The sequence below is a fragment of the Pseudomonas sp. NPDC090592 genome (assembly GCF_044769185.1).
GTDB lineage: Bacteria > Pseudomonadota > Gammaproteobacteria > Pseudomonadales > Pseudomonadaceae > Aquipseudomonas.
In genome coordinates this window covers 1-18,469 of record NZ_JBIVXJ010000012.1, presented here as the reverse complement: position 1 = coordinate 18,469, position 18,469 = coordinate 1, and the positions used below count along the sequence as shown (strand labels likewise).

Genomic DNA, 18,469 nt, shown 5'->3' with positions numbered 1-18,469 from the left:
GCTGCGCTGCGGCTCACCGCTTACCAAATCCTCAAGGGAATACACGTGATCAAGAAGCATCTGCCAGGCGCGTCAAAGCGTGCGCCGTTGAAATTCGCCGTGGGCTTCATGGCCATGGGCCTGAGCGCCTGCTCGATCACCCCCGAGCCGCTCACCCTGGAGCAACAGCTGGCCCAGGCCAGTGCGGACCGTAGCCGCATGTTCGACAACCAGGAGCCGGTCAGTCAGGCGATCGACCTGAATCAGGCCATGGCGCGCGCAGTGAAATACAACCTGCAGCAGCGCCTGGCCTTGATGGAGCGGGCACTGGAAGACAACCTGCTCGATCAACAGAGCTATGACCTGCTGCCCAAGCTGGCCGCCCGCGCTGGCTGGCGTGGCCGCGACAACCAGCTGGCCTCCTCCAGCGAGTCGCTGCGCACCGGCAACCAGTCGCTGGAACCTTCCACCAGTCAGGACCGCAATGTGCGTAGCGCCGACCTGCAGCTGTCGTGGAACGTGCTGGACTTCGGCATTGGCTACTTCGGCGCCAAGGCCCAGGCCAACAAAGTGCTGGCCGCCGAGGAGCGCCGCCGCCGGGTGATTGCCGACATCATCCAGCAGGTGCGCAGTGCCTACTGGGAGGCCGCTACCGCCCAACACCTGCAGCCGCAAGTACAGCGCGCCCTGGCTGATGCGCGCCAGGCCCTTGGCCAGGCCCGGGAAACCGAACGCCAGCGTTTGCTGGCCCCGGTCGACGCCCTGCGTTATCAGAAAGGCTTGCTGGAAACGGTCCGCCAGCTGGAAACGGTCGACAGTGAGCTGGCCACCGCCAAAGCACGCCTGGCCGGTTTGATGAACCTGCCGCCGGCTACCGACTTCCAGTTGGTGGAGCCTGATCAGAGCGAGCTGCAAGCCCCGCACCTGGCCTACCCACTGGCCGACCTGGAAGCCATGGCGATGGTGCGCCGCCCCGAGGTACGCGAAGAGAGCTACCAGGCCCGCAATGCCGTGCTGGAAACCCGCGCCGCACTGCTGCGCCTGATGCCAGGGGCTTCGCTGTTCGTGGGTGGTAACTACGACAGCAACAGCTACACCGCGAACAAGAACTGGGCCGATGCCGGCGTGCAGGTCAGCTGGAACCTGATGAACGTGCTGGCCTACCCGTCCGTGGTGCGCACCGGCGAAGCCCGCGAGGCCCTGGCCGACATGCGCCGCCAGGCCCTGCGCATGGCGGTGCTGACCCAGGTCAACGTGGCCTGGCAGCAATACCATCAGGCCAGCCGTTTGTTCGAGCGCTCCGAGGAGCTGCAGCGGGTGCAGGCAGGTATTCTGACCCAGACCGAGAACGCGCTGCGCAGCGACGCCCAGACAGTGCTCGAGCAGGTTCGCACCGCAACCGAGACCGTGCTTGCCACCCGCAGCCGCGACCGCAGCTTCGCCCAATTGCAAACTGCCTACGGCGCAATCTACCAAGCGGCAGGCCTCGACCCGCTGCCAGAACGCCTGGCCGGTGACAGCGTCGCCGAGCTGGCTCGAGCGATTGGCCGCAACAGCGTGGCCCTGGCCCAAGGCCAGATCCAGCCACCGTTGATGGCCCGTTACCAGGTTGCAGCGCCCGCTCGCCCGGCAGCCTCACGCTTCGCCGCCGCGCAAGTCGACTTGTGGAGCAGCGTAGGCTCGCTGCAGAGCACCGAACTGGTGGAGGTCAACCATGCGCCGGTCCGTCGCTGAAGCATGCCTGCTGGCGCTGCTGGCCAGCGCGCCCGCCATGGCCGACGAACTGCCGCCGCTGACAGCGCCACCTGCCGCGCTTGCCGAGCCAGACCTGCGGGTGCAGCTCAATGCCAGCCGGCGCACGGTAGTGTCCAGCGAGCTGGCGGGCAAGATCGTCGAGCTGAAGGTCAAGGAAGGCGACAGCTTCCAGAAGGGCCAGCGCCTGGTTGGCTTCGATTGCGCCATTCACCGTGCCCGCCTGGGCCACTCCGCTGCCGCCCAGGAGGCAGCAAACAAGAAGCTTGGGGTGGCCAGAAAGCTTGACCATTTGCAATCGATCAGCGTCTCCGACCTGAGCCAGGCCCAGGCCGAGCTGAACATGGCACGGGCGCAGAACGGTGTGAACCAGGTCATGGTGCAGCACTGCAACATCGACGCGCCATTCTCCGGCCGCGTCGCAGAACGCAAGGTACAGCCCGGCGAGTACGTGGCCGAGGGCAAGGAATTGCTGGCCCTTTATGACGACAGTGCCTTCGAGGTAGAACTGATTGTGCCGTCGAACTGGATGGTCTGGCTCAAACCTGGCTACGCCTTTACGGTGCACCTGGACGAAACCGGCGCCGACTACCCGGCCAAGGTCGAGCGCCTGGGCTCGGTGATCGACCCGCTGAGCCAGTCGATCAAGGTCTTCGGTCGCATTGACGCCCAGGCCGGGCAACTGCTGCCGGGCATGAGCGGCAACGCGCGGATCGCCCCACCTGCCAGTGCCGGCGCATGAACGCAGCGCTGAACGACTCGACCCTGGCCGGGCTGGTGCAACTCGAACGCCAGGCCAGGGCCGCTGACAGTGTCACCGCCCTGGGCTTTGTCATGGTCAACGAAACCCGGCACTTGCTAGCGTACCGCCAAGCCATGCTGTGGGACGCCCATGCCCAGCGCCTGGCGTGCCTTTCGGGGTTGGCCACGGTAGAGGCGGACGCACCGTTCAACCATTGGCTGACCGGCTTGTGCCAAGGCTGGCAGCGTACCCAGGCCGGGGCGCAGGCGGTGGCCCTGAATGCCAGCGGCCTGCCTCGAGAAGATCAAGCGCAGTGGGCCGAGTACTTGCCGCCATGGCTGGTCTGGCTGCCGTTGCACGACCGTCGCGAACGGCTGCTGGGCGCCTTGCTGCTGGCGCGCGATCAGCCATTGAGCGTTGCCGACAGCAGCCTGCTGACACTGCTGCAGGATGCCTACGGGCATGCCTGGGCGAGCTTTGAGCGTACACGCCTGCCCGGCTTGCAGGGCCTGCGCCACAAACGCCGCTACTGGCTGGCCGGAGCCGCTGGGCTACTGCTGCTGGGCTTGTTGCCGTTGCGCCAGGCCGCCCTGGCGCCTGCCGAGATCGTCGCCTTGCACCCCAGCGTCCTGCGCGCGCCGCTGCAAGGCGTGGTGGAGCGCATTCTGGTTGAGCCCAATCAGCCGGTCAAAGCCGGCCAGGCGCTTGTGCAGCTCGATGCCCGTGAATTGCAGAGCCGGCTGGAGTCCTCGCGTCAGGCGCTGGCGATTGCCGAAGGCGAATTGCGCCAGGGGCAGCAACAGGCGCTGAGCGACGCCAGGAGCAAGGCCGGCCTGGCGGTACTGCAAGGGCGCCGGGATCAGGCCTTGGCAGATGTGAGCTTCATGGAGCAGAGCCTGGCCCGTACGCGCATGGTTGCGCCCCACGACGGCGTGGTGCTTTACGATGACCCGGCCCAATGGCAAGGTCGACCGGTCAACCTCGGTGAGCAGATCTTGCAGGTATCGGACCCACGGCAGACGCAACTGGAAGTTCGCCTGCCGGTCAAGGATGCGATTGAACTGCACAGCGGCGCGGATGTGCTGATGTTCCTCAATACCGACCCAGCCTCCCCCCTGCAGGCCCGCCTCGAGCACTTTGGCTACCGCGCCAGTGACACTGGCGACGGTAGCATGGCGTACCGACTCAAGGCGCTGTTCAGTCACGATGATCCGCGAATTCGCATAGGCCTCAAAGGCACAGCAAAAGTCTACGGTGAACGTACCACCCTGTTCACCTACCTGCTGCGTCGCCCCTTGGCGACAATGCGCATCTGGTTGGCGCTATGACCAGCCTGGGCGTTCTGCGTGATGAATTGCGCCTGCATCCAGGGCCCACCGATAGCCTGGGCGCGCCGAGCTGGACGCTGGAAGACCCTGCCAGTGGGCAGTTCTACCGGCTGGGATGGGCCGAGGTGGAAATGCTTGGCCGTTGGCCATTGGGCGAGCCCATCGCCATTGCCCGTGAGATCAGCGACAGTACCACGCTGCAGTTGGAAGCGGAGGATGTGCTGCAACTGCAGGCCTTTCTGCGCCAGCACCAGTTGCTGCAATGCCTGGGTGCCGACGACCAGCGCCGCCTGGGCGAACGGCTCGCCGCCGGGCGCACGGGCTGGGGTCGCTGGCTGCTGAAGAACTACCTGTTCGTGCGCGTACCGTTATGGCGCCCGGATGCCTTCCTGCAGCGTACTCTGCCTTGGGTGGCACCTTTTTTCACGCTCAAGTTCCTCGCGCTGACCCTGGGTGCAGGCCTGCTCGGGGTGGCCTTGGTACTGCGCCAATGGGACACCTTTACCCACACCTTCCTGCATTTTTTCAGCCTGGGTGGTGCAGCCCTGGCCGCCTTGACCCTGATGCTGGCCAAGCTGCTGCACGAGCTGGGCCATGCCTACACCTGCAAACGCTACGGCGCTCGGGTGGCGACCATGGGCGTGGCACTGCTGGTCATGTGGCCGGTGCTCTATACCGACACTTCCGGCGCCTGGCGCCTGCGCCAACGGCGCCAACGGCTGGCCATTGGCGCGGCAGGCATGGCCGCGGAGCTTGCACTGGCCTGCTGGGCCACGCTGCTGTGGAGCTTCCTGCAGGACGGCATGTTGCGCAGCGCAGTGTTCATGCTCGCCAGCACCACCTGGATACTCACGCTGGCGGTCAATTTGAGCCCGTTCATGCGCTTCGATGGCTACTTCCTGCTCTCGGATCTGTTGGGCGTACCCAACCTGCAGCAGCGCGCTTTCGCCTTGACCCGCTGGCGCCTGCGTGAATGGCTGTTCGGCTTCGGTGACACACCGCCGGAACATTTCCCCGCTCGCCTGCGCAGGCTTTTGATCGCCTATTCGGTCGGCACCTGGGTGTATCGCCTGTTTCTGTTCCTGGGCATCGCCCTGCTGGTCTATCACTTCGCGTTCAAGCTGCTGGGGCTGCTGCTGTTCGCCGTGGAAATCGGCTATTTCATCCTCCTGCCACTGGTCAATGAAGCGCGCCAGTGGCACGCTCGTCGCAAGGACTTGCGTATGAACCGCAACACACGGATCACCCTGTTCGCCTGCCTGCTGGCCCTGGTGCTGCTGGCAGTGCCGTGGCGCAGCAGCATCGAGGCTCCAGCGCTGCTGAAAGCTGCCAGTGAGCGCAACCTCTACGTACCGGTCGGTGGCCGCCTGGCGCAGATTCTGGTCCAGCCTGGCGACAGCGTGAGCGCCGGTCAGGCGCTGTTCGAGCTGCAGGCCCCAGACCTGCAGCAGGAACTGCAGAGTGTCCAGCGACGGGTGTTGATTCTGCAGTGGCAGAACAGCTTCCAGTTGCTCAGCCGCGAAACTGCCGCCAGCATCGGCGTGGTGCGCCAAGAGCTGGCAGCTGCCCAGCGCCGGCTGGCGTTGCTGCAACAGCAATGGAGCGAGTTGACCATCCGCGCGCCTTTTGCGGGACAGTTGCGCGAGCGCGCAGAACCCTTGCAGGCAGGCCAATGGCTGCCGGCCGGTGAATGGCTGGGCACGCTGGTAGATGCACGCGGCGCTCGGTTGGAGGCGTTTGTCGAGGAACATGACCTGCAACGCCTGGGCAGCACCAGCACAGGCTGGTTCTATCCCGAAAACGTCAGCCTGGACGCACGGCCTGCCCGGCTGCTTCACGTGGCCCGCACCGCTGCCCGGCAGCTGGACGCGGCCGCCGAACTGGCATCACCTTACGACGGCAGCATCGCCGCGACGCTCGACACGCACGGCATTCCACAGCCTCAGCAGGCCTTGTACCGAGCCGAACTGGACATTACCGACACGTTGCCGGCGCCTGCGATGGTGTTACGGGGCACGGTGGTCATGCAGGGTCAACGCCAAAGCCTGTTAGCGAGCGGTTGGCGCAATCTGGTGGCAGTACTGATACGCGAATCGGCTTTCTGAGCATGGCTGGGTGATTAAGTGATCTTAATGATGTGCCGGTGGCAACCTCTTCGCTGCAATGCACATCATGGGCACTCACACTTTGCCCAGGCTGCCCAATGAACGCACCCGCTATTGCCCTTCCCGAAACCAGCCGCTGCAAGCGCCTGAAGGCTGCCAGCCGCCGTGAACACGATGGTGTCGATGAGCGGGTGATGGCCGCCCGGCCATTCGACGACCGCGACCGCTATGGCAATTTCCTGCGCGTGCAGCATCGTTTCCACGGCAGCTTGCTGTCGCTGTACCAGGACGAGCAACTCAACCGCTTGCTACCCGGGTTGATCGAGTTGTCGCGATTCGCTGCCGTCGAGGACGACCTGCGCGATCTTGGCCTGCCGGTACCCGCTGCACCCCGTCAAGTCTGCGCGGATAAAGCGCAGGCACTGGGCTGGCTGTATTGCAGCGAAGGCTCCAATCTGGGTGCAGCCTTCCTGTTCAAGCAGAGTCAGCGCCTGGGCCTGGACGGGACCCTCGGTGCTCGACACCTCGCACCACACCTGGATGGCCGCGCATCGCACTGGCGCGAATTCGTCAACAAGCTCGATGCCATATCGCTGCCCTGCGATCAGGAGCAAGCGGTGATCGCCGGCAGCCTTGCGGCATTCGACAGTTACAGGGGCCACCTGGCTGCCGTCTTTGGCGAATGAGCCTGAGCAAAGGGTTCAGTCCGGCTTTAACTCGTCACATCAGGCCTGATCGTTCACCACCGATTGTTTATGCTTCTGCCTGAAAAGGTGCAGAAGCGGCTCGGTATAGCCATTGGGTTGATCCAGCCCTTCAAAGACCAGAGCGCATGCTGCGGTAAACGCCAGTGAAGATCCAAAGTTCGGAGCGATCGGGCGATACAGAGGGTCGTTTGAATTCTGTGCATCCACGACAGCGGCCATACGCTCGAGTGCAGCGATCACCTGGGCTCGCCCGATCACACCATGCTTCAACCAGTTGGCTATATGCTGGCTGGAAATTCGCAGGGTAGCGCGGTCCTCCATCAGCCCGATGTCGTGTATGTCGGGCACCTTGGAGCAGCCAATTCCCTGATCCACCCAACGGACCACATAGCCGATCAATCCCTGTGCGTTATTGTCCAGTTCCTCGGTAATGGCTTGATGGTCCCAATCCGCCATCCGTCCTAGCGGGACTTCCAACAGCTCGTCCTGCAGCCGGGCAACCTCGTCGTGGTTTGCTTGCTCGAGGATGCGCTCCTGCACCTGCGCAACGTTGACCTGATGATAATGCATGGCATGCAAGGTGGCCGCCGTGGGCGAAGGCACCCATGCAGTGCTTGCGCCAGCTGACGGCTGGGCTATTTTCTGTTCGAGCATGGCTCGCATCAAGTCCGGCATTGCCCACATGCCCTTGCCGATCTGTGCACGCCCCTGAAGCCCGCATGCAAGTCCGGTGAGCACGTTGTTGCGCTCGTAGGCTTGCAACCAACGGCTCGACTTCATGTCACCCTTGCGCAACATGGGGCCCGCTTCCATCAGGCTGTGCATCTCGTCGCCGGTGCGATCGAGAAAGCCGGTGTTGATGAACACCAGGCGGTCGGTGGCCTGGCCTATACAAGCTTTCAGGTTGAGCGTGGTGCGGCGCTCCTCATCCATGATGCCCATTTTCAGCGTGCAGGCGGCGAGCCCCAACATCTGCTCGACACGCAGGAAAAGCTGTGCCGTGAAGGCGACCTCTTCCGGGCCGTGCATCTTCGGTTTGACGATGTAAATGCTGCCATTACGGGAGTTGCGGCGATGTTCCAGGTCATGCATGGCCGCCAGGCTGGTGACCACGGCATCGAGTATGCCTTCGGGGACTTCGTTGCCATGCCTGTCGAGCAGTGCCGGTGTGCTCATCAAATGGCCAACATTGCGCACCAGCATCAACGCGGTACCAGGCAGGTTCAAACAGCAGCCGTCGGGCGCTGTCCAGTTACGAACAGGGTTGAGCTTGCGGGTCAGGCTACGGCCATTCTTTTCCAGTGTTTCACTCAGGTTACCTTTCATCAGGCCGAGCCAGTTGCGATACACCACGACCTTGTCCGCAGCATCGACGGCAGCGACCGAGTCCTCACAATCCATGATGGTGGTCAGCGCAGCCTCCAGCACCACATCGTTGATCTGCGCCGGGTCATCGCTGCCGATCGGCGTGTCGCCATCAATCTGGATCTCGATGTGCAATCCGTTGTTCACAAACAGCAAGGCGCTGGGTGCAGCCGCTGCGCCCTGATAGCCCAGCCATTGCCGGGGGTGTTTCAGCGTGGTGACAGCGCCATCGGCCAAGCCGACCTGTAGCTGACCGTCCACCAGCCGGTACCCCGTCGACCCCACATGGCTGCCCGCCGCCAAGGGCAGTGTGCGATCGAGAAATTCACGGGTGAATGCCACCACCTGCCTGGCGTGAATCCGGTTGAATCCACTCTGGCTGTTCGCACTGGCGGCCTGGGGAATCACATCCGTGCCGTACAAGGCATCGTATAACGAGCCCCAGCGAGCGTTGGCAGCATTGAGCGCGTAGCGCGCGTTCATGACCGGCACGACCAACTGGGGACCTGCCTGTACCGCGATCTCATCATCAACATTGGCAGTGCTGACCGCGACCCCGGCCGGGACCGGCTGCAAATATCCAATGTCTTGCAGAAAAGCGCGGTAAGCAGCCTTGTCCAGCACCGGGCCCGGGTGTTCACGGTGCCAGGCGTCCAGTTGCGACTGCAAAGAATCGCGCCTGAGCAGAAGCGCTGCATTCAACGGCGCAAGATCGTGCACCAGGCGATCGAAAGCCTGCCAGAAATGCTCACGCTCGATGCCGGTACCTGGCATGGCCTCGTCTTCGATGAAACGTAACAACTGCGGTGCAACAGCCAACCCACCTCGATGCTGATAATCGGTCATGTAGCTCCTCACTTGCGCCAGTTTGCAGCGCTGTTGTTGTTCTGTTGGAGCCAACAGTGTTAACCGTTTTGTATTTTGAATTCAATATCCATTTTTTACCTGCTGCACCAATCGCTCTACGGACTCACGCATGCGTGCAGGTTTTACCCCTGGGTCAACGCACAAGCGGCCACAGGGAGCACGCCTCAGAACCTGAGCTAGCAGCTGCGCCACCTCCTGCATTTTCCCAGTGCCCATGCCCTGTCGGGTAATGAACTGAGTGCCCAGGCGCAAGGCGCTGTGGCCCGGCCGCGAGGGATCAACGCAGGTACCGATGAGAATCCCGTGCGTTTGCAGCGCCAGCATCGTGTCGCGCGGGTCGACATCGGCAGCTAACGGCAACAGCAGCTGGTGGGTATGGGTTTCGCCCGCTTCGGCCCCGATCACTGGCAAGCCTGCGGCCTTTAGCGCCCCATGCAACGCCGCGCTATTGCTGACGATAGCGCTGGCATACACACCACCGTCGGCCAACGCTTCTTCGAGAGTAAGCAGCAGCGAAGGCAAGCGACCGGCGTCGTAGTTGGCAAGCATCCGGGCATCAAGCATGCCGCGTAAGGTTTGCCCATCCTGCGCGGAGCGCCCAAGTACGAGACCTTGAGGACGCCCGGGCAACGTCTTGTAGGTGGAACTGCTGATCAGGTCGACCCCGGTATCGAAGGGATTGGGGTAGACGCCACCCGCGATCAGGCCGAGTACGTGAGATGCATCGAACAGGGTCTTGGCACCCGCCGCCTTCGCCGCACGCACCACAGGTGCAATGTCGTCGGCCTTGAGCATCACACTGCGCCCCAGAACCACCAGTTTGGGTTTCGTGCTTTCGATCAGCTCAACGGTGCGGGTAGTATCGAGTTGGCAATCTGCTGTATCGAACGGCAAATCCTCGACTTGCAAACCTGCCAGTTGTGGCGTGCCTGCCCGGCGCTGGCTCAGATGCCCCCCGTGCTCGGCAGCTGGCGCCAGTATGCGATCCCCCGGCCGGCAGAAGGCGTGGTAGATCGCCAGGTTGGCCAACGTGCAGCTGGGCAGCCGCACTTCTGCCCACGCAGCGTTGAACAGGCGCATTGCCGTGTGGCTCGCGCGCATCTCCAGTTCACTGACCAGGTCGGTTTCCGGCTGCTCCTTGAAAAAGGGCGGCCCCATCGCCGGGTACGCACTCAGAGCAGGGCTGTAGGCATTCACTGCGGCAGAGCTGGGCAGGTTCGCCCCGGCATAGAGCATCAAGCGCCGAGACTGTAACTCTGGCAAGCGACCGGCACAGGCGTTCAACAGATCATGAGAGTCAGGGGTCATGGTTGATTCAAGCTCCCTGCTGACTAATCGACTCAGGTTGCTCAGCTTCCTCACGCACCATCAGCAAGATCGCATCGCGTTTTTCCAGCAGGTGATGACGCAGGATATGGCTCAGGCGCTTGCCATCACGCGCCTCCAGGGCAACGATCATTTCTTCATGATCGTGCAACGCCCGTTCCCACTTGGGTGTTTGATGGTTGGAGCGAAAGCGCAGGGCATGAATACGTCGGTTCAACGACAGATACACCTGACGCAAAGCCGAGTTGCGCGCCGCCAGGTTGATCATGTCGTGAATACTGCGGTTTCGGTGGTAGTACCCGGGCAGGTCGTTCTGATTCTTGCTGACCACCATGGCGTAGTGCAGGGCCTTGATCTCATCCACCTCCTGGTCAGTGATGCGTTCGCATGCCAACTCGCCGGCGAATGCCTCGATGCCGCTCATCAATTCGAACGTTTCCCGGATCTCATCCTCGGACATGCGCGACACGCTGGCGCCACGGTTCGGGCTGATCTCGATGAGGCCTTCCATCGCCAGCACCTTCAAAGCCTCCCGCAGCGGAGTCCGTGAGATACCCAGTGTGTCGCACAACTCGCGTTCGTTCAGTTTTTTACCAGGGGCAAGAACACCTTCGGTAATAAACCCCCGCAGATGCTCAACAACCGTGTCGTGAAGCCGTTGGCGTTCGACTTTGGGCATGAGCCTGGGCAGATCCGGCATGCTCTGCTCGCTGTTATTTTGCATTCAATCTCCTCACGGTAAGCGGTTGAAATCAGGCTGTTATTTGAATTACACCCCTATTTACAGGGATTCTAGCCCAGATTTCTGCATTGACAGGGGCAACGGCCGTGCTAACGTATTTTGCATTCAAAATACAAAAGCAAAAAGGAGTCACCCATGCTGAAGCTCGATTTTCACCCCGCTGGCCGCCATTTCCTGCAGATCCCCGGTCCTAGCCCGGTTCCGGATCGCATCCTGCGCGCCATGAGCTACCCGACCATCGACCACCGCGGGCCTGAGTTCGGCGAACTCGGGCTCAAGGTGCTCGATGGCATCAAGAAAATTTTCAAGACCGTGCATCCCGTGGTCATCTACCCCGCATCGGGTACGGGCGCCTGGGAAGCCGCACTGTGCAACACCCTCAGTGCCGGGGATGAAGTGCTGATGTTCGAAACCGGCCACTTCGCCACCTTGTGGCAGAAAATGGCCACCAGCCTTGGCCTTAAGCCTCAGTTCATCGGGCGTCCGGGTATCGAAGGCTGGCGCGGCGGCGTCGATGCCTCGATGATCGAAAGCCACCTTCGTGCCGACAGCGCCCACCGCATCAAGGCCGTGTGCGTGGTGCACAACGAAACCAGTACCGGCGTTACCTCCGACATCGCCGCCGTGCGCAAAGCGATCGACGCGGCGGGTCACCCTGCCCTGCTGCTGGTGGACACCATCTCCGGGCTCGCGTCGGCGGACTACCGTCATGACGAGTGGGGCGTGGATGTCACGGTATCCGGTTCGCAGAAAGGCCTGATGCTACCGCCGGGGATCAGCTTCAACGCGTTGTCCCCGAAAGCCATCGAAGCGAGCAAGCAGGCGAAGCTGCCACGCAGTTTCTGGGGCTGGGACGAAATCGTCGAGATGAACAAGACCGGCTACTGGCCCTACACGCCGAACACCAACCTGTTGTATGGGTTGGCGGAGGCCCTGGACATGATTCTCGGTGAGGGGCTGGATAACGTGTTCAGCCGCCATCAACGCCTGGCTCAGGCCTGCCGTACAGCGGTGAGTGCATGGGGCCTGGAGATCCAGTGCGCCGACCCGAGTGTGTACAGCCCCGTGCTGACGGGCGTGATGACCCCTGAGGGCATCGATGCCGACAGCGTGCGCAAGGTGATCTACGAGCGCTTCGACATGTCGCTGGGGACGGGACTGGGCAAGATGAAAGGCCGCATGTTCCGCATCGGCCACCTGGGTGACTGCAATGACTTGACGCTGATGGCAACGCTGACGGGCTGCGAAATGGGCCTGCAACTGGCAGGCGTCAAGCTGCAGTCCAGCGGTGTACTGGCAGCCATGGATTACCTGGGAGGGCAATCGGTGCCGCTGCGCCGCGAGTGATGTGACGCGCGCTGCGGCTCCGCCGCAGCGCGTTGAATCGACTGACTATCCCGAAACCTCGCGTTGTCGGCGAGAACAATAAGAAAGTGGAGATAGAACATGAAGTTTTTACGTCTGCGCCCCACCACGGTGGTGCTGTTCATGCTATGCGCCATGTACTTCATCACCTACCTGGACCGCGTCAATGTCAGTACCGCCGCTGTCGGTTTCGGCCCAGAGTTCAATTTGAGCAAAACCGAAATCGGCATCGTCTTTTCTGCTTTCGCCTATCCCTACCTGGTCTTTCAAATCATCGGCGGCTGGGTCAGCGACCGCTTCGGTGCCAAACGCACGCTGGTGTTCTGCGGACTGGTCTGGGCTGCCGCCACGGTCATGACCGGCCTCGCCGGGGGTTTCGTTTCCCTCATCATCGCCCGGGTATTGCTCGGGCTGGGTGAAGGGGCCACCTTCCCTGCCGCGACCGCGGCCATGTCGCGCTGGGTTCCCAAGGAAAAACGCGGGTTCGCCCAAGGCATCACCCATGCATTCGCCAGGTTGGGTAACGCCCTGGCACCAGCCGCCATGATCGCGATCATGGCGGCGTACGGCTGGCGTGAGTCGTTTTACGTGTGTGCAGTCATCAGCTTCGTCTGGGTCGGTCTTTGGGCGCTGGTGTTTACCGATCTGCCAAAGAACCATCCACGCATTTCGCAACAGGAGCTGGACTCGCTGCCGGCGCCCAAGGCCAAGAACAAGCATCCGCTGCCTTGGGGGCGCCTGTTCAAGCGCATGGCGCCGGTGACCATTGTCTACTTCTGTTACGGCTGGACATTATGGTTGCTGCTGAGCTGGGTACCCATGTACTTCATGAACCTGGGGCTGGACCTCAAAGGCACCGCAATCTTCGCCTCTGCGGTGTTTTTTGGCGGCGTGGTCGGCGACACGCTGGGCGGTATCGTCAGCGACCGGATCTATGCAAGAACCAAGAACCTGAACAAGGCTCGCAGCCGCATGGTCGCCATCTGCCTGAGCCTCACCCTGCTCTCGCTGGTGCCGCTGATGTTCACCACCAACCTGCATGTTTCCCTGGCGTGCCTGGCCATCGGTTTCTTCTTCTCGGAAATGACCATTGGCCCGATGTGGGCCATCCCCATGGACATTGCACCGGATCACTCCGGGACGGCCAGTGGCATGATGAACACCGGCTCGGCCATGGCCGCGATCATCAGCCCGGTGGCAGCGGGCATGCTGATCGATGAGTTCAATAACTGGCAGTTGCCATTCCTGGTCAGCATCATTCTGCTGGCAATCGGTGTGCTGCTGTCCTTCCGCATGAAACCGCAGAACAAATTCGAGTACACAACGCCACCCGTGGCTGCAGCCAACGAGCCGCAGCCCTCTCCAGCCATCAGCAAGTAAATGCATGGACCCGCGCGTGAACGCGCGGGTTTCTGACCAAGGAGCCTATCTTGAATACAGCAGTCAATTCTTCGCGCCTGGCGCAACTCATCGTCGAGGCCCAGCGCAAAGGCAATGCGCTGGGCGATCTCCAAGAGGATCTCTACCCAAAGGACTTCACCGGTGCCTATCTGACGCAACAAGCCATCTTCGACCTGCGAGGCATACAGCCCGGCGGCTGGAAGGTGGGGTCCAAGTCTGCAACTGGCCCGATCCAGGGGTCACCCCTGCCGCTGGAATGCATCCATACCCAAACCCGGTCATTCGATCGCAACGCCTACGCCCCGGCAGGTCTCGAACTGGAGATCGCCTTTCGCTTCAACCGGGCATTCGAGCCTCGCGACCATGACTACAGTGACGAGGAGGTGCTCGCCGGTATCGGGGAAATGGCCGCCGCCATCGAGATCGTCTCCAGCCGCTTCGCTGCCTGGCCAAAAGTCGAGCCGCTGACACAGTTGGCCGACCTGCTCAACCATGGCGCGCTGGTAGTGGGCGCATTCGTGCCGTACCAGGAAGGGTTCCCGTTTGCGCAGCCTGCTTTGGCATTCTCGTTCAATGGCAAGAGCATCGTGCCTGGCGCCGTCGCCAACCCGGCCGGCGATCCGCGCAGGTTGCTGCCGTGGCTCGTCAACCACCACACACGCCAGGGGCATGCGCTGCCCAAAGACTTCGTGATCACCACAGGCTCGTTCACCGGCATGCATTTCGCTGACGGGCCTGGTGAACTGCGGGGCCAGATCGAGGGGCTGCCGCCGGTTGCGCTGTCGCTGACCTGACAACTCCAAAAGGCATCTGTGACTAAGAGAAAGCCAGGGAAACCTGGTTTTTTCGTATCCCGAGACTTACAAAAAAACCCCGCATTAGCGGGGTTCCTGTGATTGCCTCGAACCGGCATCAGGCAGGTTCATAGGCTCGATACCGAGGGTGCCAGAACATCGCCTCGATCGATTCCCGGATCGTTTGCTCGTCCATCTCCTGCGCTACGCCGTCCTCGCACGCGGCCAGCGCTACGGCCAACGCGATTACTTTGCTGACTTCCTGCACGTCGCTCATTGCCGGCAGCATCTCGCCAGCCTTGGCCGAGGCTGCCAACGCCCTGGCCGAACTCATCAACATCCGCTCGGTAACGCGCGTTGCGCGACTGACAATAGTGCCCAGGCCGATGCCCGGGAAAATGTAGGAGTTGTTGCATTGGGCGATCTTGAACGACCGGCCAGCCCACTCGACAGGCTGGAATGGGCTGCCGGTAGCGATCAGTGCGTTGCCCTCTGTCCACTCTAGAATGTCAGCAGGGTGAGCCTCTATTTGCGAGGTGGGATTGGACAACGGCATCACTATAGGTCGCTTGCAAGCTCGATACAGGGTTTGGATGATGGGCTGTGTGAACAGCCCTGCCTTGCCGGACACTCCAATCAACACAGTGGGCCGTGCATTGGCCACGACCTCGTGCAGATCTGGCCACGTGTCAGCATAGGTCCAGTCCGTCAATGCATCGGTTGCATGGGCCAAGCGTGCCTGGAACGGATAGAGGCCCTCCTGACGATCGGTGAGCAGCCCTTTGCTGTTGAGCAGATAGACCTGGCGACGAGCCTGGGCGTCGGTAATCCCCTCCTCGACCATCGCCTGGATGATTTGCTCGGCAATGCCGCACCCGGCAGAGCCTGCGCCTACGAACGCGATGGTTTGTTCACACAGCTTCTCACCCTTGATTCGGCAGGCTGCCAGCAAGGTCCCTACGGTGACGGCGGCGGTACCCTGGATATCGTCGTTGAAGCAACACAGCCTGTCGCGATACCGCTCCAGCAGCGGCATGGCATTGGCCAAGGCGAAATCTTCGAACTGCAGCAGCACGCCAGGCCAACGCTTTTGCACCGCAGTGACAAATGCTTCGAGAAAATCGTCGTAAGCCTGACCTCGCACCCTCGGTTGCTTGAGCCCGAGGTACTCGGGATCGTCGATCAATGCTGGGTTCTGTGTGCCCACATCAAGCACAACAGGCAGGGTGTAGGCAGGGCTGATACCTCCGCAGGCCGTATACAGCGACAGCTTGCCAATCGGGATGCCCATGCCACCAATGCCCTGATCGCCCAAGCCCAGAATACGCTCGCAATCGCTGACCACGATGACCTTGACATTGTCCTTGGTCACATTCGCGAGGATCTGATCGATACGATCCTGCTGCTCCAGCGAGATGAAGACACCGCGATGGCTGCGGTAGATTCTGGAAAAGTCCTGGCAAGCCTTGCCGACTGTCGGGGTGTAGATGATCGGCAACATCTCCTCGAGGTGCGTCTCCACCAGCTGGTAGAAAAGCGTTTCGTTGCGGTCCTGCACGGAGCGCAGGTAGACGTGCTTGTCCAAGGCCGTGGGCGCCTCGCTGAACTGGCGATAAGCCCTGGCTACCTGTTCCTCGAGGGTTTCGACCCGGGCAGGGAGCAAGCCTTGTAACTGAAACAGTTCGCGCTCTCGCTCGGTAAACGCCGTGCCCTTGTTCAAGAGCGGTGTTTCGAGCAGTGCGGGCCCATGAAATTTCACAGACAGCGGACGACGATTCAACGACATGGATAGCCTCTCTCGCTTTTGTATTTTGAATTCAATATACCCCGCAACTGAGGAAAAGCAATCCACCCGGCCCGCTAAGTAGTGTGATTCCAGTATCCCGGTGCGCTGTAAATCTCTTTGAGGAAGTCGATAAAGCAGCGGGTTTTGGCCGGAAGCTCACGTTGCCGGGGCCAAACGGCTTGAATGTCATAGTCGGGTAAAGCGTATTCATCCAGCACCGTCACCAATGCCCCCGAATCCAGCTCTGCCTGGATTTCCCACGTGGAGCGCCAGCCTATGCCAACGCCCTGCTGCATCCAGGACGCAAGAAGCTCGCCATCGTTGCAAGCGAGGTTGCCACGGACCTTCATGGCGACCAATCGCCCTTCCTTCATGAACGTCCAACCTCGCTGCTGCCCGCCCTGCAGGGTGAACGCGAGGCAGTTGTGGTTCGCCAGGTCTTCAAGGGTCTGGGGTCTACCGTGCCTGGCGAAATACGCGGGGGTACCGCAAACGACTCGGCGGTTGGGTGACAGTTTGACTGCGACGTAGTTGGGGTCGCGTACTTCGCCAATCCGGATACTGAGGTCGTAACCCTCACTGACCAGGTCGACAACGCTGTCGGTCAGGTTGAAAGCCAGGCTGACGTTAGGAAAACGGCGCTGGAATTCCAAGGCATGGGGCGCGACATGCACGCGCCCAAAGGCTGCAGGTGCCGAAATTTGCAGACTGCCCTTCACCAGCGAGGCGCTGTTGCAGATCGCCGCCTCAAGGTCATCGAACTCCAGCAGCAACTGCCTGGCCCTCTCCAGCAACTGCTCGCCGGTCGCGGTCAATGTCAGCCCGCGGGTGGAGCGGTGCATCAGCTTTACACCGAGCCTTTTCTCCAGGCTGTCGAGCCTGCGGCCGAGAATGGCCGGCGTCACCCCCTCACTCAATGAAGCAGCGGCGAAGCTGCCTTTCTGTGCCACTTGAACAAAGCTCTGCAGCTCGACATATCGCCCCATTCCATACCTCAGGTATCGACAGAAAGTAAATTTGTGGCCTTCAACAAGCCCTGCTTTTGAACCACCCTGCTACTCAATAGCAAAAATATCGACCACGGGACAGGAGATCATCATGGCGCGAATCAGAGCGATCGAGGCAGCTGTGCAGGTACTGCGCTGCGAAGGTGTAGACGTTGCCTTCGGTATACCGGGTGCTGCGATCAACCCCTTCTATGCCGCAATGAAGTCAGTCGGTGGCATCGATCACGTCCTCGCTCGTCACGTCGAAGGTGCCTCGCACATGGCCGAGGGCTACACCCGTGCCAACCCGGGCAACATCGGCGTGTGCATCGGCACTTCCGGCCCAGCCGGCACCGACATGGTCACCGGCCTGTACAGTGCCTCGGCCGACTCCATCCCGATCCTCTGCATCACTGGCCAGGCACCCCGTGCCCGCCTGCACAAGGAAGACTTCCAGGCCGTCGACATCACCAGCATCGTCAAGCCGGTGACCAAATGGGCGACCACTGTTCTGGAACCCGGCCAGGTGCCCTATGCCTTCCAGAAGGCCTTCTACGAAATGCGCACCGGCCGCCCAGGCCCGGTACTGATCGACCTGCCGTTCGACGTACAGATGGCCGAAATCGAATTCGACATCGACGCCTACGAGCCGCTGGCCGTCAACAAGCCTTCCGCCACCCGCGTGCAGGCCGAGAAAGCCCTGGCCCTGCTCAATGAAGCCGAGCGCCCACTGCTGGTGGCCGGTGGCGGCATCATCAATGCCGACGCCAGCGACAAGCTGGTCGAATTCGCCGAACTGACCGGCGTGCCGGTGATTCCTACCCTGATGGGCTGGGGTACCATCCCGGACGACCACGCACAGATGGTCGGCATGGTCGGCCTGCAGACCTCGCACCGCTACGGCAACGCCACCCTGCTGAAATCCGACCTGGTGTTCGGTATCGGTAACCGCTGGGCCAACCGCCACACCGGCTCGGTCGACGTCTACACCGAAGGCCGCAAGTTCGTGCACGTCGACATCGAACCGACCCAGATCGGCCGTGTGTTCACCCCGGACCTGGGTATCGTTTCCGACGCAGGCAAGGCGCTGGACGTGTTCCTGGAAGTGGCCCGCGAGTGGAAAGCCGCCGGCAAGCTGCAGTGCCGCAAGGCCTGGCTGGAAGACTGCCAGCAGCGTAAAGCCAGCCTGCAGCGCAAGACCCACTTCGACAACGTGCCGGTCAA

Annotated in this window: 14 protein-coding genes; 9 read left to right on the top strand and 5 right to left on the bottom strand. The window is 61.8% G+C overall.

All coding sequences use genetic code 11. The features are described from left to right. Positions 1-45 precede the first annotated feature (45 nt). The 5 genes from ACIQUI_RS12885 to ACIQUI_RS12865 all read left to right on the top strand — a co-directional run bounded on the left by ACIQUI_RS12885 (position 46) and on the right by ACIQUI_RS12865 (position 6,592). Positions 46-1,713: a TolC family protein gene (locus ACIQUI_RS12885; protein ID WP_403198891.1), complete on the top strand. Its 1,668-nt coding sequence runs from the start codon at positions 46-48 to the stop codon at positions 1,711-1,713. Further along, on the top strand, positions 1,694-2,473 hold the full coding sequence (locus ACIQUI_RS12880; RefSeq protein WP_403198889.1) for an efflux RND transporter periplasmic adaptor subunit: 780 nt from the start codon (positions 1,694-1,696) through the stop codon (positions 2,471-2,473). Before ACIQUI_RS12885 ends, ACIQUI_RS12880 begins: the two co-directional genes overlap by 20 nt. Then, complete coding sequence (locus ACIQUI_RS12875) at positions 2,470-3,801, top strand: efflux RND transporter periplasmic adaptor subunit (RefSeq protein WP_403198885.1); 1,332 nt, start codon at positions 2,470-2,472, stop codon at positions 3,799-3,801. The genes ACIQUI_RS12880 and ACIQUI_RS12875 overlap by 4 nt, the downstream gene beginning before the upstream one ends. Then, entirely contained in the window at positions 3,798-5,906 is a 2,109-nt protein-coding gene (locus tag ACIQUI_RS12870; RefSeq protein WP_403198882.1) for an HlyD family efflux transporter periplasmic adaptor subunit, read from the top strand. The genes ACIQUI_RS12875 and ACIQUI_RS12870 overlap by 4 nt, the downstream gene beginning before the upstream one ends. Before the next feature lie 98 nt (positions 5,907-6,004). Beyond that, positions 6,005-6,592 (top strand): biliverdin-producing heme oxygenase, encoded by a 588-nt coding sequence (locus tag ACIQUI_RS12865; protein ID WP_403198879.1) that lies wholly within the window; start codon positions 6,005-6,007, stop codon positions 6,590-6,592. A gap of 39 nt (positions 6,593-6,631) precedes the next feature. On the opposite strand, the gene ACIQUI_RS12860 is transcribed toward ACIQUI_RS12865, so the two are convergent. From ACIQUI_RS12860 to ACIQUI_RS12850, 3 genes are all read right to left on the bottom strand, one after another. Beyond that, positions 6,632-8,824, bottom strand: a complete 2,193-nt coding sequence (locus ACIQUI_RS12860) for a malate synthase G (protein WP_403198876.1) — start codon at positions 8,822-8,824, stop codon at positions 6,632-6,634. An 81-nt stretch (positions 8,825-8,905) separates the two neighbouring features. Continuing rightward, entirely contained in the window at positions 8,906-10,153 is a 1,248-nt protein-coding gene (locus ACIQUI_RS12855) for a glycine hydroxymethyltransferase (protein WP_403198873.1), read from the bottom strand. Positions 10,154-10,160: 7 nt separating this feature from the next. Beyond that, on the bottom strand, positions 10,161-10,895 hold the full coding sequence (locus ACIQUI_RS12850; protein ID WP_403198870.1) for a GntR family transcriptional regulator: 735 nt from the start codon (positions 10,893-10,895) through the stop codon (positions 10,161-10,163). Positions 10,896-11,048: 153 nt separating this feature from the next. Between ACIQUI_RS12850 and ACIQUI_RS12845 the strand changes: the two genes are divergently transcribed. The 3 genes from ACIQUI_RS12845 to ACIQUI_RS12835 all read left to right on the top strand — a co-directional run bounded on the left by ACIQUI_RS12845 (position 11,049) and on the right by ACIQUI_RS12835 (position 14,473). Continuing rightward, a complete protein-coding gene (locus tag ACIQUI_RS12845) occupies positions 11,049-12,260 on the top strand; it encodes a pyridoxal-phosphate-dependent aminotransferase family protein (RefSeq protein WP_403198867.1) in 1,212 nt (403 codons plus the stop codon). Between the two features lie 99 nt (positions 12,261-12,359). Beyond that, positions 12,360-13,658, top strand: coding sequence for an MFS transporter (locus ACIQUI_RS12840; protein WP_403198864.1), 1,299 nt, complete (start codon positions 12,360-12,362; stop codon positions 13,656-13,658). A gap of 50 nt (positions 13,659-13,708) precedes the next feature. After that, positions 13,709-14,473: a 2-keto-4-pentenoate hydratase gene (locus tag ACIQUI_RS12835; protein WP_403198861.1), complete on the top strand. Its 765-nt coding sequence runs from the start codon at positions 13,709-13,711 to the stop codon at positions 14,471-14,473. 118 nt (positions 14,474-14,591) lie between these two features. On the opposite strand, the gene ACIQUI_RS12830 is transcribed toward ACIQUI_RS12835, so the two are convergent. Next, complete coding sequence (locus tag ACIQUI_RS12830) at positions 14,592-16,259, bottom strand: NAD-dependent malic enzyme (RefSeq protein WP_403198858.1); 1,668 nt, start codon at positions 16,257-16,259, stop codon at positions 14,592-14,594. Positions 16,260-16,333: 74 nt separating this feature from the next. Next, positions 16,334-17,245 carry a LysR family transcriptional regulator gene (locus tag ACIQUI_RS12825; protein ID WP_403198856.1) on the bottom strand — a complete coding sequence of 304 codons (912 nt, stop codon included), beginning with the start codon at positions 17,243-17,245 and terminating at the stop codon, positions 16,334-16,336. 112 nt (positions 17,246-17,357) lie between these two features. On the opposite strand from ACIQUI_RS12825, the gene gcl reads away from it, so the two are divergent. Next, positions 17,358-18,469 (top strand): glyoxylate carboligase (gene gcl / locus ACIQUI_RS12820; protein WP_403198854.1); only part of this gene is annotated, 1,112 nt, incomplete at its 3' end.